At 64.3% G+C, this 16,000-nt stretch carries 15 protein-coding genes; 8 read left to right on the top strand and 7 right to left on the bottom strand.

Annotated elements, in window-relative coordinates:
• The first annotated feature begins 25 nt into the window (after window positions 1-25).
• The 4 genes from lspA (at window position 26) to olsB (ending at window position 4,945) form a co-directional block, all read left to right on the top strand.
• Window positions 26-502 carry a signal peptidase II gene (gene lspA / locus NKI59_RS06355; protein ID WP_352703173.1) on the top strand — a complete coding sequence of 159 codons (477 nt, stop codon included), beginning with the start codon at window positions 26-28 and terminating at the stop codon, window positions 500-502.
• A gap of 51 nt (window positions 503-553) precedes the next feature.
• The gene (gene acuI / locus NKI59_RS06360) at window positions 554-1,543 is read left to right on the top strand and encodes an acrylyl-CoA reductase (NADPH) (RefSeq protein WP_352703050.1); all 990 of its coding nucleotides are present in this window, start codon (window positions 554-556) and stop codon (window positions 1,541-1,543) included.
• A gap of 88 nt (window positions 1,544-1,631) precedes the next feature.
• Window positions 1,632-3,920: a PAS domain-containing hybrid sensor histidine kinase/response regulator gene (locus NKI59_RS06365; RefSeq protein WP_352703053.1), complete on the top strand. Its 2,289-nt coding sequence runs from the start codon at window positions 1,632-1,634 to the stop codon at window positions 3,918-3,920.
• A gap of 149 nt (window positions 3,921-4,069) precedes the next feature.
• On the top strand, window positions 4,070-4,945 hold the full coding sequence (gene olsB, locus NKI59_RS06370; protein ID WP_023675251.1) for a l-ornithine N(alpha)-acyltransferase: 876 nt from the start codon (window positions 4,070-4,072) through the stop codon (window positions 4,943-4,945).
• Between the two features lie 96 nt (window positions 4,946-5,041).
• Here olsB and grpE read toward each other — a convergent pair whose 3' ends face one another.
• Window positions 5,042-5,677: a nucleotide exchange factor GrpE gene (grpE, locus tag NKI59_RS06375; RefSeq protein ID WP_023675250.1), complete on the bottom strand. Its 636-nt coding sequence runs from the start codon at window positions 5,675-5,677 to the stop codon at window positions 5,042-5,044.
• Window positions 5,678-5,913: 236 nt separating this feature from the next.
• Here grpE and NKI59_RS06380 point away from each other — a divergent pair, with 236 nt between their 5' ends.
• A complete protein-coding gene (locus NKI59_RS06380) occupies window positions 5,914-6,117 on the top strand; it encodes a hypothetical protein (protein WP_352588355.1) in 204 nt (67 codons plus the stop codon).
• A 127-nt stretch (window positions 6,118-6,244) separates the two neighbouring features.
• Window positions 6,245-7,267 carry a fatty acid desaturase gene (locus NKI59_RS06385; protein ID WP_352703055.1) on the top strand — a complete coding sequence of 341 codons (1,023 nt, stop codon included), beginning with the start codon at window positions 6,245-6,247 and terminating at the stop codon, window positions 7,265-7,267.
• Between the two features lie 147 nt (window positions 7,268-7,414).
• On the opposite strand, the gene NKI59_RS06390 is transcribed toward NKI59_RS06385, so the two are convergent.
• The 6 genes from NKI59_RS06390 to cysG form a co-directional block, all read right to left on the bottom strand.
• Window positions 7,415-8,035, bottom strand: a complete 621-nt coding sequence (locus NKI59_RS06390) for a DJ-1/PfpI family protein (protein ID WP_352703057.1) — start codon at window positions 8,033-8,035, stop codon at window positions 7,415-7,417.
• Window positions 8,036-8,171: 136 nt separating this feature from the next.
• A complete protein-coding gene (locus NKI59_RS06395) occupies window positions 8,172-8,708 on the bottom strand; it encodes a DUF934 domain-containing protein (protein WP_352448338.1) in 537 nt (178 codons plus the stop codon).
• 98 nt (window positions 8,709-8,806) lie between these two features.
• Window positions 8,807-9,571, bottom strand: coding sequence for a phosphoadenylyl-sulfate reductase (locus NKI59_RS06400; RefSeq protein WP_352448339.1), 765 nt, complete (start codon window positions 9,569-9,571; stop codon window positions 8,807-8,809).
• On the bottom strand, window positions 9,546-11,216 hold the full coding sequence (locus tag NKI59_RS06405) for a nitrite/sulfite reductase (RefSeq protein ID WP_352469418.1): 1,671 nt from the start codon (window positions 11,214-11,216) through the stop codon (window positions 9,546-9,548). The genes NKI59_RS06400 and NKI59_RS06405 overlap by 26 nt, the downstream gene beginning before the upstream one ends.
• 73 nt (window positions 11,217-11,289) lie before the next feature.
• Window positions 11,290-11,595, bottom strand: a complete 306-nt coding sequence (locus tag NKI59_RS06410) for a DUF2849 domain-containing protein (protein ID WP_352703059.1) — start codon at window positions 11,593-11,595, stop codon at window positions 11,290-11,292.
• Entirely contained in the window at window positions 11,592-13,043 is a 1,452-nt protein-coding gene (cysG, locus tag NKI59_RS06415; RefSeq protein ID WP_352703060.1) for a siroheme synthase CysG, read from the bottom strand. The genes NKI59_RS06410 and cysG overlap by 4 nt, the downstream gene beginning before the upstream one ends.
• 440 nt (window positions 13,044-13,483) lie before the next feature.
• On the opposite strand from cysG, the gene NKI59_RS06420 reads away from it, so the two are divergent.
• Window positions 13,484-13,933 (top strand): baeRF12 domain-containing protein, encoded by a 450-nt coding sequence (locus NKI59_RS06420; protein ID WP_023675241.1) that lies wholly within the window; start codon window positions 13,484-13,486, stop codon window positions 13,931-13,933.
• A 226-nt stretch (window positions 13,934-14,159) separates the two neighbouring features.
• Window positions 14,160-15,977 (top strand): cation:proton antiporter domain-containing protein, encoded by a 1,818-nt coding sequence (locus NKI59_RS06425; RefSeq protein WP_352703062.1) that lies wholly within the window; start codon window positions 14,160-14,162, stop codon window positions 15,975-15,977.
• Window positions 15,978-16,000: the final 23 nt, after the last annotated feature.

Genomic DNA, 16,000 nt, shown 5'->3' on the forward strand with positions numbered 1-16,000 from the left:
ATCTCAAACCGTGAAACTGCAAACCATGAAGTCCTGGAGGCCGTATGCTCTTCTGGTCGTCGCCGCGATAGCGCTCGACCAGTGGGTGAAATACCTAGTCGAAACCGGTCTTGCCTTTCAGGAACGGCTCGACCTGCTTCCGTTCCTGGCGCTGTACCGCACCTACAACACCGGCATCGCGTTCTCGCTGTTTTCGTCCTTCGGCGACACCGGCCTGGTGGTCGTCGCGGTTCTGGTGGTCGCTTTCGTGCTCTATCTTGCGGCCCGCACGCCGCCGGGCCACCTGCTTGCCCGCATCGGCTTCGCGCTGATCGTCGGCGGCGCGCTCGGCAATCTGATCGACCGCGCTATCTACGGTCATGTCATTGACTATATTCTGTTTCACACGCCGGTCTGGTCCTTCGCGATCTTCAACCTCGCCGATGCCTTCATTTCGGTCGGTGCCGTGCTGGTCGTCTTCGACGAACTCATTGGCTGGCGGCGCGGAGCGTCGAGCGATTGACCTCACTCGCCTGGCGCCGCACATTCTGATCTGCAAGCCCGAGGAGAAAAAATGCCCGAAACCTTCAAAGCCATCCTCGTTTCGCGCGACGCCGAGAAAAACCAGTCGGTCGCGGTGACCGAGCTTACCGAGGCAGACCTGATGGAGGGCGACGTCACCGTCGCGGTCGAGGCGACGACGGTGAACTACAAGGACGGTCTTGCAATTACCGGCAAGGCGCCGGTGATCCGCCGCTGGCCGCTGGTGCCGGGCATCGATTTCGCCGGCACCGTCATCTCGTCTTCCGATCCTGGCTGGCGCAAGGGTGACAAGGTCATATTGAACGGCTGGGGCGTCGGCGAGACGCATTTCGGCGCCTATGCCGGACGCGCCCGCGTCAAGGGCGACTGGCTGGTGCCGCTGCCGGACGGCATGAGCCCGCATGATGCGATGGCGGTCGGCACCGCCGGCTACACCGCCATGCTTTGCGTCATCGCGCTGGAGCGCCACGGCATCGTGCCCGATCGCGGCCCGGTGGTGGTGACCGGCGCTGCCGGTGGCGTCGGCTCGGTCGCGGTCTCGATCCTGTCCAGCCTCGGCTATCACGTCATCGCCTCGACCGGCCGCGCTGCCGAAAGCCCCTATCTGATCGACCTCGGCGCCGCGGAAGTGATTTCACGCGACGAGCTCACCCAGCCGGCAAAACCGCTCGCCAAGGAACGCTGGGCCGGCGGCGTCGATGCGGTCGGCAGTCACACGCTGGCCAACGTTCTGTCGATGACCTCCTATGGCGGCGCCGTCGCCGCTTGCGGCCTCGCCGGCGGCATGGACCTGCCGGCAAGCGTCGCCCCCTTCATCCTGCGCGGCGTCTCGCTGCTCGGCATCGATTCGGTGATGGCGCCGAAGGCGGTCCGCCTCGAGGCCTGGCGCCGCATCGGCGCCGATCTCGACCACGCAAAGCTTGCCAGCCTGTCGACGAGCATCGGCTTCGACGGCATCATCGGCGCCGCGCATGACATCGTCGAGGGTAAGATCCGCGGCCGCGTGGTGGTGGATATGTGAGCCCCCAAGGGACAAAAAAGAGCGCGACCGCTAAAATTCGAGCGATCAACCACAACCTTCGATAAGCTCTGTCTGGCAGGATTTCCGTATGATTGCGGAACCCGGCATCAGAGAGGCGGAACCAGCCGAACGGGCCGACGGGACGGCCCCCGCGGCGCCAGGACGGCAGCCTGTCGCCGCGCCACCGCTGGCGCCGGAACTGCCGGCCTCCAACCGCGAAGGCCTGCCCTTCCTGACGCTCGTCGCCATCGTCGTGCTGGCAGGCTTTTCGCATCTGACCGGGGCGCCGGTCTTCATCACCATCGGCCTTTTGGCGACAGCCATCGCCGGGCTCGCCATGCATCTGCGCAACAGGCGCACCGAGCGCCGCGCGGTGGCCCTGCTCGATGCCACGACCGCCCGCAGCCGCGCCGAAATCGAGACGCTGGCCGACCGCATGTGGGAGATGCAGGAGAGCGAGGAGCGCTTTCGCGGGCTGATCGATGCACTCGGCGATCTCGTCGTCCATCGTGACCGCGACGGCCACATTGTCTACGCCAACAAGGTTTTCGCCGACCTTGTCGAGACCGACCAGCGCGACCTTGCCGGCAAGACCCTGGCCGAACTAGGCATCGATGTCGGCATCGTCCCCGACGCCGCGTTTTCCGACCATGAATGCCTGAGTTCCACCGACGTCGCCATTCGCACGCCGGACGGCCCACGCTGGTTCTCTTGGATCGAGCTGTCGGTGCGCGACAAGGACAGCGGCGCCGTTTCGCATCGCGCCATCGCCCGCGACATCACCGCTCGCAAGCGCGCCGAATCCTCGCTGATCACCGCCCGCGAGCGGGCCGAATATGCGAGCCAGGCCAAATCGCGCTTCCTCGCCACCGTCAGCCACGAGATCCGCACGCCGATGAACGGCATCATGGGCATGGCCCGGCTTCTCGCCGACACCAGCCTTTCGCCCGAGCAGCGGACCTATGTCGGCGCCATCTCGACCTCGGCCAGCGCGCTGCTGGCGCTGATCGAGGACCTGCTCGACTACTCCAAGATCGAGGCCGGCCGCTTCGATCCCGAACCGCAGCCGATGTCGGTGCGCGAGATCGCCGACAATGTCATCGAGCTTTTGGCGGCGCGGGCTTTTGCCAAGGATATCGGCCTCGGCTGTCATGTCGAACCCGACGTGCCGCAGCTGATCACCGCCGACCCCGGCAGGGTCAGGCAGGTGCTGCTCAATCTCATCGGCAACGCCGTCAAGTTCACCGACAGCGGCGGCGTCCTGGCAAGCATCGCCCGCGTCCGCACCGAAACCACCGACCGCATCCGCTTCACCATCACCGACACCGGCCCCGGTCTGCGCGAGGAGGACATGGAGCGCATATTCGAGGACTTCGAACAGGCTGACGGCACCTCGACCCGTGCGCATGGCGGTGCCGGCCTCGGTCTCGCCATTTCCAAGCGCCTTGTGACCGCCATGGGCGGCACTATCTCTGTGTCGAGCCGGCTTGGCCAGGGGTCCGAATTCGTCTTCGAGATTCCCGCTATTTCCGCCGTCGAGGCGCCGCAGATCCGCCAGGACGCGCTGTCGGGCCGGCATGCGGTGATCGTGTCGAAGAACCTGGTCGAGGCCGAAGCCCTCGCCCGCACCATTCGCGCCAATGGCGGCACGGTCGATCTGGCCACCGCCGCCGCCCAGGCCACCCCTTTCGCCGAGAGCTGCGACGTGCTGCTGATCGATGCTGCCATGGAGCAAAGCGACGGCAGGCTGCTCGGGCGCCTGCGCCAGAGCGGATTTGCCGATTGCGAGGCAGTGACGCTGATCGCACCGACCGACCGTGGCATGCTTGGCGAGTTCCGTGCCAATGGTTACGCCACCTTCCTTGCGAGGCCGGTGCGCGGCGAGACATTGCTGCGCGTGCTTTTGACCAGCCACGCACCGGTCGTCGCCGAGCCGCAACTGCAAAAGCGCGGCGCGCAGGCGGGGCACGCCATTGGCGCCCGCCAGCAGGGCCTGTCGGTGCTGATCGCCGAGGACAACGACATCAACGCCATGCTGGCCCGCGCCACGCTGCTGAAGGCCGGGCATCGCGTGAAAGTGGTCGGCAACGGCAAGGCCGCCGTCGAGGCGGTCATCAGCACCGGCCACAAGCACCGTTACGATGTGGTGCTGATGGACTTGCATATGCCTGTCATGGACGGCCTGGACGCCATCGCCGCCATCCGCCGCCATGAGGAGGAGACCGCGGTGCCGCCGGTCCCGATCATGGTGCTGTCGGCCGACAGCCAGGAAAAGACCCGCCACGCCGTGCTCGCTCACGGTGCCAGCGGCTTCGTCACCAAGCCGCTCGACCCCGATGCCCTGGTTCATGCGGTCGAAGGGCAAGCGGCCGCCTGAGGCACAACATAGACGGTTGATAGATTACCCAGCCGACGAAGTATTGCCCGCAGAGCCGTATCACGGTACTGTCACAATCCTGTTGCACCTACACCGTATCCCCGTGCCAAGAGGGATGGCTCGAAGGAGAATCACTCGTGCATACAGTCATGCCGGAATGTGATGCTCGGCCGAACGCCAGCGGGCCTTTGCTCGTCGGCCGGAACGCCGATGCCGTCATAAAAGGCGCATCGCTCGGCCGCATCGGCAATCTCGAAGTGCGGCTCGCCCGCAACGAGGCCGAGATCGCTGCCGCGCAGGAAGTGCGCTACCGGGTGTTCTACGACGAGCTTGGTGCCAGGAAGGACCTGTTCCAGATGCAGGACCGCCGCGATGCCGATCGCTTCGATCCCCTCTGCGATCATCTGCTGGTCTTCGATACTTCGCTTTCCGGCCCTGAGCATCGCCGCATCGTCGGCACCTACCGCCTGCTGCGGCAGGAGATTGCCGCGGCCGCCGGCGGCTTCTATTCCGAAGGCGAATTCGAACTGACCAAGCTGATCGCGCGGCATCCTGGCCAGCGCTTCCTCGAGCTCGGCCGCTCCTGTGTTCTGCCCGAATACCGCTCGAAGCGCACCATCGAGGCGCTGTGGCAAGGCATCTGGGCCTATATCAATCATTACGGCATTGGCGTGATGACCGGCTGCGCGTCCTTCCACGGCACCGTGCCGGCGGCACATGCAGAGGCGCTGACCTACCTTGCCCACCACTGCCGGACGAATTCATCCTGGGACGTGCGTGCCGTCGCCGGGCGCTATTGTTCGATGGATCTGATGCCGATCGAGGCCGTCAATACCAAGGCGGCGATCGCCGCGATGCCGCCGCTGGTCAAGGGCTATCTGCGCGTCGGCGCGCGCATCGGCGACGGCTGCGTCATCGACCGTGAATTCTCGACGGTCGACGTGTTCGTGGTGATGCCGGTCAAGGAGATCGGCGCCCGCTACGTCAATTATTATGGCGGAGAAGCGCAGCGGTTTGCGGCGTGAATAGTGAATAGTGAATAGTGAATAGAACATAGCACTGACTGCTGGAGCAGCAATTGGCTACTCACTACTAACCATTCACTATTGACCATTCACCATTCACGCATCTTTCTCAGCCTGCTCGTTGACCGGCCCCGGCTCGACCGGCGCTTCGCTCGCGACATGCTTGGGGCCGCCCTTGGCGACGCCGACCATGGCCGGCCGCAGAACACGCTCGCCGATCGAATAGCCGGGCTGCACGACCTGCACGACCGTGTTGGCCGGTACGTCGGGATTGGGCACCTCGAACATCGCCTGGTGGAAATTCGGATCGAATTTCTCGCCCTCGGGCTCGAGCTTCTTCACGCCGTGGCGTTCCAGCGCCGACAGCATGGCGCGCTCGGTGATCTCGACGCCGTCGATCAGCGCCTTGAAGCCGGCATCGCCCGAAGCCTTGGCCTCCTCCGGGATGGCATCCAGCGCACGGCGCAGATTGTCTGACACCGAAAGCATGTCGCGGGCAAAATTGGCAACCGCATAGGCGCGCGCGTCGTGGACGTCGCGGGCGGTGCGGCGACGCAAGTTCTCCATGTCGGCCGCGACGCGCAGCGCGCGATCCTTCAGCTCTTCGTTTTCCTTCAGAAGCCGCACAAGCGCTTCATAGTCGCCGTCGACGCCACCTTCCCTTGGCTCCGCGGCAGCCTCGGTCTTCTCGGCTTCATCGGGCGCGCGTTCGTCTTTTGCCTGGTCGCTCATCGCCGTTTCCCGTCATTTTCAAATGGTGTGGATTTGCGCCCGATATCGAGGTTTAGCGGCCAAAAATCAAGGGGCAAGCGATACTGCAGCCGCTGTCGCTGCTTGATGGCGGACGGGGCAGACCTTTCGATTTTAATTCAAACTTTACCGTACCCGACGGCTTTGCTTGCCAGCATGCTACAATGCGGGAACCATTCCTCCCTTGGAAGAGTTTCGAAGCCGACACAGGATTTTGGATGATGCCCCGCAGGAATGGCGAAAAACGCGACGGGCTCGCCGGCGATATCCGGCGCCAGCTCGGCACCGAGGCGACCAAGCGCTTTCTGCGCACCTTGCCGGCCTTCCGCACGGAGTCCGATATTCCCGACCGTCTGAAGGAATTGCTCGACCGCCTGGACGGCGTCGAAGCCAAGGTGGTCGCAGGCGGGCGCCGTCGGTAGACACCATTGCAGGCCGTGCGCCCGGCGACTGCGGCCACCAATTCCTCGCCATCGCGCGACATTTACCCGCAGTAACTTTGCGTGATCGCCGCCTTGCGGCAGCGCCCTGCTCCGCCTATGTTTCATGATGAACATGATTTCCCCCGAAGCTGTGGCAAACAGCAAGCGCGCCTGGTTGAAAATCCTGTCGCGCTATAAAAAGCCCGACAGGCGTCGCAGCGCCGTCGAACTCGCGATCACCCTCATTCCCTTCGCCACGCTGTGGGCACTGTCCTCGGCCGCCTATGCCTATGGCCATTGGTGGGGTCTGGTCCTCATCCTTCCGGCAGCCGGCTTTCTGGTGCGTATCTTCATGATCCAGCACGATTGCGGCCACGGTTCCTTTTTTGCCAATCGCTATGCCGACGACTGGATCGGCCGCGTGCTTGGCGTGCTGACGCTGACGCCCTACGATTGCTGGCGCCGCGCCCACGCAACCCATCACGCCAGCGCCGGCAACCTCGACGAGCGCGGCACCGGCGACATCAAGACACTGACGGTCGCCGAATACCGGCAACTGTCGTGGCGGGGCCGGCTCGCCTATCGCCTCTATCGCCATCCGCTGGTGATGTTCGGCCTTGGCCCGATCTGGATTTTCATTTTCGAGCAGAGACTGCCCTTGGGCATGATGCGGGGTGGCCTCACCCCTTGGGTGTCGTCGATGTCCACCAACCTCGCCATCGCGGTCATCGCCGCGCTGCTCATCTGGTTCGTTGGCCCCGGCGCGTTTCTGGTCGTGCATTTGCCGATCGTCATCCTCGCCGGATCGGCCGGCATCTGGCTGTTCTATGTCCAGCACCAGTTCGAGGAGACGGAGTGGACAAAGGACTCCGAGTGGGAATTCCAGCACGCTGCCCTGCACGGTTCGTCCTATTACGACCTGCCGGCGGTGCTGAACTGGATCACCGGCAATATCGGCGTCCACCACGTGCACCACCTCTCGGCCAAGGTGCCATGCTACCGGCTTCCGGAAGTGCTGAGGGACTATCCGGAGCTGCGTGAGATCGGCCGCGTCACACTCCTCGACAGCCTGCGCTGCGTCAAGCTGGCGCTGTGGGACGAGAGCCGCAGCAAGCTGGTATCGTTCCGCGAAGCGCGGATGGCCGTGTAGACGCACCGCCGCATCTAAAGCGCGTCGCGCTCGACCGGCCTCATGCGACGCGCTTTAGGTTGTTGTTTACGCATGCCGTTATCGCAAAACCGCTGAACACTTTTGCGCGACATGCGTTAGGGGTGCGGCGGGCTCCACATTCCGAGCTTAAGCCGCCTGGCGCTGGTCGCGCATCAGGATCTCGCCCTGGCGGATCTCGGTGCCCAGCACTTTCAGACATTCGCGCATGAACGCGGCAAGGCCCGGCCAGCCCTTGGCCGACACCAGATTGCCGTCGACATGGGCGCCGGTCGGCGTAACATCGATATAGATGCCGCCGGCCAGCGTGACTTCCGGCTCGCAATATTGCAGCGCCGCGACTTCGCGGCCGCGCACCACGCCGTCGACCGCGATCAGGATCTGCACGCCGTGGCAGATGGTGAAGATCGGTTTTCCCGTCTCATGGAAATGCCGCACCAGCGCCTGCACGCGCTTGTCGATGCGGATATATTCCGGCCCGCGCCCGCCCGCCGCGTAGACGGCATCGTAGTCGGCCGGATTGACCTCAGAAAACGTCTTGTTGAGGATGTAGTCGTGGCCGAGCTTTTCCGTATAGGTCTGGTGGCCCTCGAAGTCGTGCAGCGAGGTCTTCAGGATATCGCCGGCCTTCTTGTCGGGGCAAACGACATGGACGGTGTGGCCCACCGCATGCATGGCCTGTTCAAAGACGAAAATCTCGTACTCCTCGCTGAACTCGCCAACGAGCATCAATATCTTCTTGCCAGCCATACCCGGTTCCTCCCTTGTGGCCACATTTATTCGGATCGCGAAATAATGGCCTATCCTAAAGCGGAGTGGCGCAAAATAAAAGGCTGAATCGGGAATGTGGTCCGACCAGATAGGGCTTCTGGTCCCCTGGAGCAGATCAGCCGGCGCGCACCCGCCGCCAGGAATATTTCGGGCCTTTGGCCTCCGGCTTCACCGCCGGCTGGTAGGACAGCGGCAGTCCGCCTGTGCGGCCTTGCTCGAGCCGCTTCAGCAGCACTGGGTGCGATATCTCGAATTCATCGAAGCCGAGGCGCAACATATGCGGCAGCTGATCAATCAGCACCTGCCCGGTGGCGCGCATAGCGCCTCCAAAATGATAACGGCTGCGCAGCAATTCGCCCTTGGAGAACGAGCGGCCGTCATTGAACGCCGGAAATGCCAGCGCCACCAGCGACAGCTGATCGAGCAGGCCTGCGATCTTTTCGAGCTGATCGCCGGGCTGCAGCAGCACACCGATGCGCTCCTTCGCCGACCGCCGCACCTCCGGATCGAGGCCGAGAAACGCTTGCAACGGCAGGATGAAACGGCCATTGCCGACCAGCGCCTCGGCACTTTCGGCATGAACCCACTCGTCCTCGCGGAACCCATCCGGTGTCCACAGCCGCATGGCGTTTTCGGCTATCAAGTCGCTCATCAAGAAAATTTCCAAGTCCACAAGGTTCTAAAGTGCAAAACACCTCAGGGTGTGTTGAGATTCAGGTCAGGCCGGCATCACTTGAACATCAACATACCCTAAAGTGATGCGTCGGTCAGCGACCTTTCCAGCCCCGACAAGTGGATGCCGCATTCGGTCTTGGCGTGCCCGGCCCAGCGGCCGCTGCGCGCATCGTCGCCCGGTTGCACCGGCTGCGTGCATGGGAAACAGCCGATCGACAGATAGCCATAGGCGACCAGCGGGTTTTCACGCAGCGCATGCGCGCGCATGTAGCCGGCCTGGTCCGATGTCGTCCAGTGGGCCAGCGGATTGATGCGGATGCGCGAGCCGACCGCCTCGAACACCGGCAGCGCTGCCCGGGTCGCCGCCTGGAAGCGCTTGCGGCCGGTGAACCAGGCGCGGAACGGCTCGACGCCGCGCGCCAGCGGCTCGACCTTGCGGACGTCGCAGCAGGCGTCGGTGTCGGTCTCGTTCAGATTGCCGGTCGGGTCGATCCTTGCCAGCGCCGCATCGTCGGGCCTGATCACCCGGATATCGCTCAGCCCGAAATCGGCGGCCAGCGCGTCACGATAGCCGAGCGTCTCCTCGAAATGCTTGCCGGTGTCGAGAAAGATCACCGGCAGCGTGCGGTCGATCTCGGCGATCATGTGCAGCAGCACCGCCGAATCCGCGCCGAAGGAGGAGACGGCGGCGATTTCGCCGTGAAAGAACTCCCGGGTCGACCGCTCGATGATCTCCAGCGGCTTCAGATGGCCGTAGAGCGCGTCGAGACCCGCCGCTTGGGCGGCGATGCCGGCCTCGACGTCGACGATCCGGTCAAGCGGCCTTGGCTTCGCCAGCATAGAGCGCCTCCTTGAACGGCGCGGGACCGACTCGGCGGTAGGCGTCGATGAATCTTTCGTTTCTGTCCAGCCGAAGCCCGAGATAGGTCTCGACGATCTGCTCGATGGCGTCGGTGATCTCTTCCGAACTGAAGCCGCGGCCGATGATCTCGCCGACCGAGGTGTTCTCGTCGGCCGAGCCGCCGAGCGTCACCTGATAGAGCTCGGCGCCTTTCTTCTCGACCCCGAGGATGCCGATATGGCCGACATGGTGATGGCCGCAGGCATTGATGCAGCCGGAAATCTTCAGCTTCAATTCGCCGATGTCGCGCTGGCGCTCCAGCGAAGCAAAGCGCCGCGAGATTTCCTGCGCCACGGGAATGGAACGCGCCGTTGCCAGCGCGCAATAGTCGAGGCCGGGGCAGGAGATGATGTCGCTGATCAGGTTGGAATTGGCCGTCGCCAGCCCGATATCGACAAGCGCGTCATAGACCGCCTTGAGGTCGGCCCGCGCGACATGCGGCAGGATCAGGTTCTGTTCGTGGCTGACGCGCAGCTCGTCGAATGAATATTTTTCGGCAATGTCGGCGACCGCTTCCATCTGGCTGTCGGAGGCATCGCCCGGCGTCTCGCCAATGCCCTTGAGCGAGATGGTCACCGCCGCGTAGTCGGGATGGCGATGGGTGACCACATTCTGGTCCAGCCATTCGGAAAAGCTCTTGGAGTCGAGGCGGGCAAGCTTGACCGCCTCGTCGCCTTCCGGCCGGTCGACAAGCGGAGGCGGCGCGAAATAGGCATCGATGGCGCGGATGTCTTCTTCCGGCAGCCTCAGCTCGGCGTCCTTCAACTCCTGCCATTCGGCCTCGACCTGGCGGGTGATCTCCTCGACGCCGGTCTCATGGACCAGGATCTTGATGCGCGCCTTGAACTTGTTGTCGCGCCGGCCATAGAGGTTGTAAACGCGCAGGATCGCCGTGCAGTAGGACAACAGATCCGCTTCGGGCAGGAAGTCGCGGATCTTCTTGGCGACCATCGGCGTGCGGCCCTGGCCGCCGCCGACATAGACGGCGAAACCGAGCTCGCCGGCAGCGTTCTTCTTCAGGTGCAGGCCGATGTCGTGCGTCTGGATGGCGGCGCGGTCGCGCTCCGCGCCGGTCACCGCGATCTTGAATTTTCGCGGCAGGAACGAGAATTCCGGATGCACCGAGGACCATTGCCGCAGGATTTCGGCATAGGGGCGCGGATCGGCAACCTCGTCAGCGGCGGCGCCGGCGAAATGGTCGGCGGTGACGTTGCGAATGCAATTGCCGCTGGTCTGGATGGCGTGCATCTCGACGCTTGCCAGATCCGCCAGGATCGCCGGGATGTCCGACAGCGCCGGCCAGTTGAACTGGATGTTCTGGCGCGTCGTGAAATGGCCGTAACCTTTGTCGTATTTGCGGGCGATGTGGCCGAGCATGCGCAGCTGCTTGCTGTTCAGCGTGCCGTAGGGCACCGCGATGCGCAGCATATAGGCATGCAGCTGCAGATAGACGCCGTTCATCAGCCGCAGCGGCCGGAACTGGTCCTCGGTGATCTCGCCGGCAAGGCGCCGCGCGACCTGGTCGCTGAACTCGGCGACGCGGGCCTTGACGAAATCGTGGTCGAACTCATCGTAACGGTACATATTCAGGTCTTTCCGGGCGCGTCCGCCCGTTATTTTCTTCGTTCGAGCATGATCGGGATCATGCTTGTGTCATCTATGCCGCGCGTGCGGCTTGCGGACGGGCCTGCTTGCCCAGGTCGTTGCGGGTGGTCGGGCCGGCGGCACGGATCTTTTCACGTAGCCGGACCGCTTCGACCGTGCCGTTGGCCACGGTCACGTCTATCAGGTTGACGTCGACCACTTCGTTGTTGGCGGAGGCCTTGGCGCCGATCGCCTCCAGCCGGTCCTCGGCCGCCTTGTCATGGGCGATGTCGGCATCGTCGATGGTCTCGGCCCAGCCGCCATTGGCGTACCAGACGGCTATGCCGTCGGCGAGGCGGTTCGCGGTCAGGACTTTCATTGGTTCACTCCTTGCGCGGCAGCACGGGCCACGCTTTCCTGCCTGTGTGCCGCCAGTGGCTCGGACCGTTCGAAATTGGCGCCGGCGACGGCGTCGCCGATGATGGTCATCACCGGGCCGCTGAGGTCGGCACGCGCCTCCAGCGACGGCAGGTCGGCGAGCGTGCCGTGGAAACGGCGGCGGTTGGCAAGGCTGGCATTCTCGACCACGGCGACGGCCGTATCCGGCGACAGGCCGGCTTCGATCAGCCGGCCGGCGACCTCTGCAGCGACCGAGCGGCCCATATAGACGGCGACCGTCGCGCCGGAAATAGCGAGCTTTGCCCAATCTGGCAGCGAATTTCCCTTGAGGTCATGGCCGGTGGTGAACACCATCGACGACGACACGCCGCGCAGCGTCAGCGGCAGTTCGAAATCGGCGGCGGCGGCGAAGGCTGCGGTGACGCCCGGAACCACTTCGTAGGCGACGCCGGCATCGCGAAGTGCCGCCATCTCCTCGCCGGCCCGGCCGAACACCAGCGGGTCGCCGGACTTCAGCCGCACGACGCGCTTGCCGGCGTGGCCAAGCTCGACCAGCAGCGCATTGATCTCGGCCTGGCTCTTGGAATGGCAGCCCTTGCGCTTGCCGACCGGCAGGCGCTCGGCATCGCGGCGGCCCATGGCGACGATCGCCTCCGGCACCAGCGCGTCATGGACGATCACGTCGGCTTCCATCAGCAGGCGATGGGCGCGCAGCGTCAAAAGGTCCTCGGCGCCTGGACCGGCGCCTACAAGCGCGATATGGCCCGATGCCGGTTCTTTCGAAAGCAGCAGGCCGACGGCCGCATCATGCGCCTGCGAAAGCTCGCCGGCCTCGACAGCGCGGGCCGGCGCGCCGCCAAAGAAATCGCTCCAGAAGCGGCGGCGGGCATTGCCCTTCGGCAGCAGTCTTTCGGCGGTGTCGCGAAACGATGCGGCGAGTGCTGCGAGCGGACCGAGTGAGGGCGACAGCATGCGGTCGATGCGGCTGCGCAGCATCTGCGCCAGCACCGGGCCGGCACCTTCCGTGCCGATGGCAATGGCGACCGGCGCGCGGTTGACCAGTGCCGGCGTGAAGAAATCGCATAGCTCCGGCCGGTCGACGGCATTGACCGGAATGCCCAGCCGGCGCGCATCCCCGGCAACGCGGCGATCGAGCGCCTCGTCGCCGCTGGCGGCAAACACCATCACCGCACCATTGAGATGTGCTGCATCATAGGCGTCGGCGATGTGGGCGGCCCCCGTCTCGGCGATAAAGGCCAGCAGCTCCGGGCTTGTTTCATCGCTGACGATGCGCAGCACAGCGCTCGACTGCGCGAGCAGCCGCGCCTTGGCCAGCGCTTCCTCTGCGCCGCCGACGATGGCTATGGCTTCGCCCTCGACCCGCATGAAGACGGGAAAGGCATTGAGCTTGGGCGTGGCTTGCGGCATGACGAGCGGAATCCTGGAACCGTTTGTCAGTTCTACGCGGGGGCGCGAAAAACCAGAAGGCACCCACTCGCGCATCGCTTCGTAGCAGGCAATCTCTTTTCTGCAAGCATGAAGGCCAAGAGAAAAATATTCCACGTTCAAATGCGGAGCAGATTGAAGCTGCTGTTGCAGCCCTTGATCCGCTGCCTTTCTAGCGGCCGGAGGAGCTAACCACAAAACAGATTTTTCTAAATTCTATCAATTTAGTAGATTAAGCCGCCGGATGCTGACCGAGCGATCGACGGCAGCCCCGCACCCTCGCCGACCGCAGTCGGAGCACCGGGTCCGAGTGCTGGAACATTCCCGCCTCGGCACGCGTTTGCCCTATGGACCCAGGCCCGGTCACACCTCTGCGGCAAAGGCCCGGCGATGGGTTCGAAAAATCAAAAAAGGAGCGCCCCATGAGCAACGTCAGACTGAAACGCGGACTGTGGATCGTGGTGGCAGATGGCGAAAAGGCGCTGTTCCTCGAGAACCGTGGAGACGTCCAATATCCCGACCTTCAGGTCGTGCACGAGATGGAGCAGGAAAATCCGGCAACCCGAGAACAAGGCACGGACCGCCCCGGCCGCTACAGCGACGGCCCTTCCGTCCACCGCAGTGCGGTCGAGGACACCGACTGGCACCGTCTCGGCAAGGAGCGTTTTGCCGAAGAGATTGCCGACAGGCTCTACAAGCTCGCGCATCGCGGCAGCTTCAAGGAGATCGTGCTGATCGCGCCGCCGCCGGTGCTGGGCGACATGCGCAGGAAACTGCACAAGGAGGTCACCGATAAGATAACGGCCGAAATTCCAAAGACGCTGACCAACCACAGCATACCCGATATCGAGAACCTGTTGCAGGCGACCTGATCGGCATCGGCGGCGCGCAACTTTCGTTTCCGTAGCAAGCGCCTGCTTGGAGCAGGCCGCGCCGGGTGGCAACGCTTGCCGGCTCTCCGTCTTTTGCTGCTTTGTCATCGATTTCATGAGGAATGCGGGGTTGTCTCGCGACTGTCGCAGCCTCCATACTGCCACGGCGGCGGCTTTTGGACGGCGCATGTCCGACATCGCGATTCCTGAAGGCGCTCCATAGACAATGCCGCATGACACGCCCCTTATCGCCACCATCGTCGCCGGTCTGGGGCTGGCTTTCGTCTTCGGCGCACTTGCCAACCGTTTTCGCGTGCCGCCGCTGGTAGGCTATCTCATCGCCGGCGTTCTGGTTGGACCGAACACGCCGGGTTTCGTCGCCGATGCCGGCCTCGCCAATGAACTTGCCGAGATCGGCGTCATCCTGCTGATGTTCGGCGTCGGCCTGCATTTCTCGCTGAAGGACCTGTTGTCGGTCCGCGCCATCGCCGTGCCCGGCGCCATTGTGCAGATCGGCTTCGCGACAGCCCTCGGCGCCGGCCTTGCCTGGATGCTCGGCTGGTCGATGGGCGCGGGACTGGTCTTCGGCCTGGCGCTTTCCGTGGCCTCGACCGTGGTGCTGTTGCGCGCCCTGCAGGAGCGGCGGCTGATCGAGACCGAGCGCGGCCGCATCGCCGTCGGCTGGCTGATCGTCGAGGATCTGGCGATGGTGCTGGCGCTGGTGCTTTTGCCGGCATTGGCCGGCGTGCTCGGCGGCCAAGAGCAGGTGGAGGTGCACTCCCGCGGTCTGCTGTCGCTGCCGGCGAGCTACGGCGTCTGGGGCGTCGTCGCCATCACACTAGCCAAGGCCGCGGCCTTTGTCTTGGTCATGCTGGTGGTCGGCCGCCGGCTTATCCCCTGGATCCTGCACTACGTCGCCCATACCGGATCGCGCGAACTGTTCCGGTTGGCGGTGCTTGCGATTGCGCTTGGCGTCGCCTTCGGCGCGGCCAAGCTGTTCGGCGTGTCGCTGGCTCTCGGCGCTTTCTTCGCCGGCATGATCATGAGCGAATCCGAGCTCAGCCACCGGGCGGCCGAGGAATCGCTGCCGCTGCGCGACGCCTTTTCCGTGCTGTTCTTCGTTTCGGTCGGTATGCTGTTCGACCCGTTCAGCGTGATCAGCAATGGCTGGCCGATCCTGGCGACGCTGGCCATCATCGTTGTCGGCAAGTCGCTGGCAGCCTTCGTCATCGTCGTCGTCTTCCGCTATCCGGTCGCAACCGCATTGATGATTTCGGCAAGCCTAGCCCAGATCGGCGAATTCTCGTTCATCCTGGCTGAACTCGGCGTCGGGCTGAAACTGCTGCCCGAACAAGGCCGCGACCTCATCCTCGCCGGCGCCATCCTGTCGATCGTCCTCAATCCGCTGATGTTTCTTGCCGTCGACCGGCTGAAACCCTGGCTGGAAGCACGCGCCGGCAGGACGGCGCCGTCCGGCGAAGCAAGGCCGATCGGCCCGGCGACCGAGCCCGGCCAGGTGGCTTCGGTCGCGGCGCCTGCTAACGAGGATGGCCCACCGCCCAGGACGAGGCTGACCGGCCACACCATCCTGATCGGCTACGGCCGCGTCGGCAGCCTTGTCGGTACATCGCTGAAGCAGGCCGCCCTGCCCTTCCTCGTCATCGAGGATGCCGACAAGACGTTGGCGAAACTCAAGGCCGAAGGCGTCGAAACCGTACCCGGCAACGCGGCGAGTGGCGACGTGTTCGCCGCATCCAATCCCGCGGGCGCGAAGCGGCTGATCCTGGCCATTCCCAACGCCTTCGAGGCCGGGCAGGTCGTGCTGCGCGCCCGCGCCGCCAATCCGGCAATCGAAATCATCGCCCGCGCCCATTCCGATGCCGAGGTCGAGCACCTCAAAAACCTTGGTGCCGACACCGTCATCATGGGCGAACGCGAGATCGCCCGTGGGATTGTCGAAGTGGTGATCGGACATGTCGTGTCGCCGATGCCTGCGACTGCCAACGAACCGAACGCGGCGGAACCTTCCACTTCCGGGGGTTAGCCATGACCTCTCGGCGATATGGG

The sequence above is a fragment of the Mesorhizobium sp. M0598 genome (genome assembly GCF_040320865.1).
Lineage (GTDB): Bacteria > Pseudomonadota > Alphaproteobacteria > Rhizobiales > Rhizobiaceae > Mesorhizobium.

What these genes read in the sequence shown, in the direction of transcription:
- NKI59_RS06395 (WP_352448338.1), bottom strand. Translation starts at nt 8,708, where the DNA reads ATGAGCGACTTGATAGCCGAAAACGCCATGCGGCTGTGGACACCGGAT.
- NKI59_RS06390 (WP_352703057.1), bottom strand. Translation starts at nt 8,035, where the DNA reads ATGGCTGGCAAGAAGATATTGATGCTCGTTGGCGAGTTCAGCGAGGAG.
- NKI59_RS06420 (WP_023675241.1), top strand. Translation starts at nt 13,484, where the DNA reads ATGAGCAACGTCAGACTGAAACGCGGACTGTGGATCGTGGTGGCAGAT.
- NKI59_RS06405 (WP_352469418.1), bottom strand. Translation starts at nt 11,216, where the DNA reads ATGTACCGTTACGATGAGTTCGACCACGATTTCGTCAAGGCCCGCGTC.
- NKI59_RS06400 (WP_352448339.1), bottom strand. Translation starts at nt 9,571, where the DNA reads ATGCTGGCGAAGCCAAGGCCGCTTGACCGGATCGTCGACGTCGAGGCC.
- NKI59_RS06365 (WP_352703053.1), top strand. Translation starts at nt 1,632, where the DNA reads ATGATTGCGGAACCCGGCATCAGAGAGGCGGAACCAGCCGAACGGGCC.
- NKI59_RS06425 (WP_352703062.1), top strand. Translation starts at nt 14,160, where the DNA reads ATGCCGCATGACACGCCCCTTATCGCCACCATCGTCGCCGGTCTGGGG.
- NKI59_RS06380 (WP_352588355.1), top strand. Translation starts at nt 5,914, where the DNA reads ATGATGCCCCGCAGGAATGGCGAAAAACGCGACGGGCTCGCCGGCGAT.
- acuI (WP_352703050.1), top strand. Translation starts at nt 554, where the DNA reads ATGCCCGAAACCTTCAAAGCCATCCTCGTTTCGCGCGACGCCGAGAAA.
- grpE (WP_023675250.1), bottom strand. Translation starts at nt 5,677, where the DNA reads ATGAGCGACCAGGCAAAAGACGAACGCGCGCCCGATGAAGCCGAGAAG.
- NKI59_RS06385 (WP_352703055.1), top strand. Translation starts at nt 6,245, where the DNA reads ATGAACATGATTTCCCCCGAAGCTGTGGCAAACAGCAAGCGCGCCTGG.
- olsB (WP_023675251.1), top strand. Translation starts at nt 4,070, where the DNA reads ATGCCGGAATGTGATGCTCGGCCGAACGCCAGCGGGCCTTTGCTCGTC.
- lspA (WP_352703173.1), top strand. Translation starts at nt 26, where the DNA reads ATGAAGTCCTGGAGGCCGTATGCTCTTCTGGTCGTCGCCGCGATAGCG.
- NKI59_RS06410 (WP_352703059.1), bottom strand. Translation starts at nt 11,595, where the DNA reads ATGAAAGTCCTGACCGCGAACCGCCTCGCCGACGGCATAGCCGTCTGG.
- cysG (WP_352703060.1), bottom strand. Translation starts at nt 13,043, where the DNA reads ATGCCGCAAGCCACGCCCAAGCTCAATGCCTTTCCCGTCTTCATGCGG.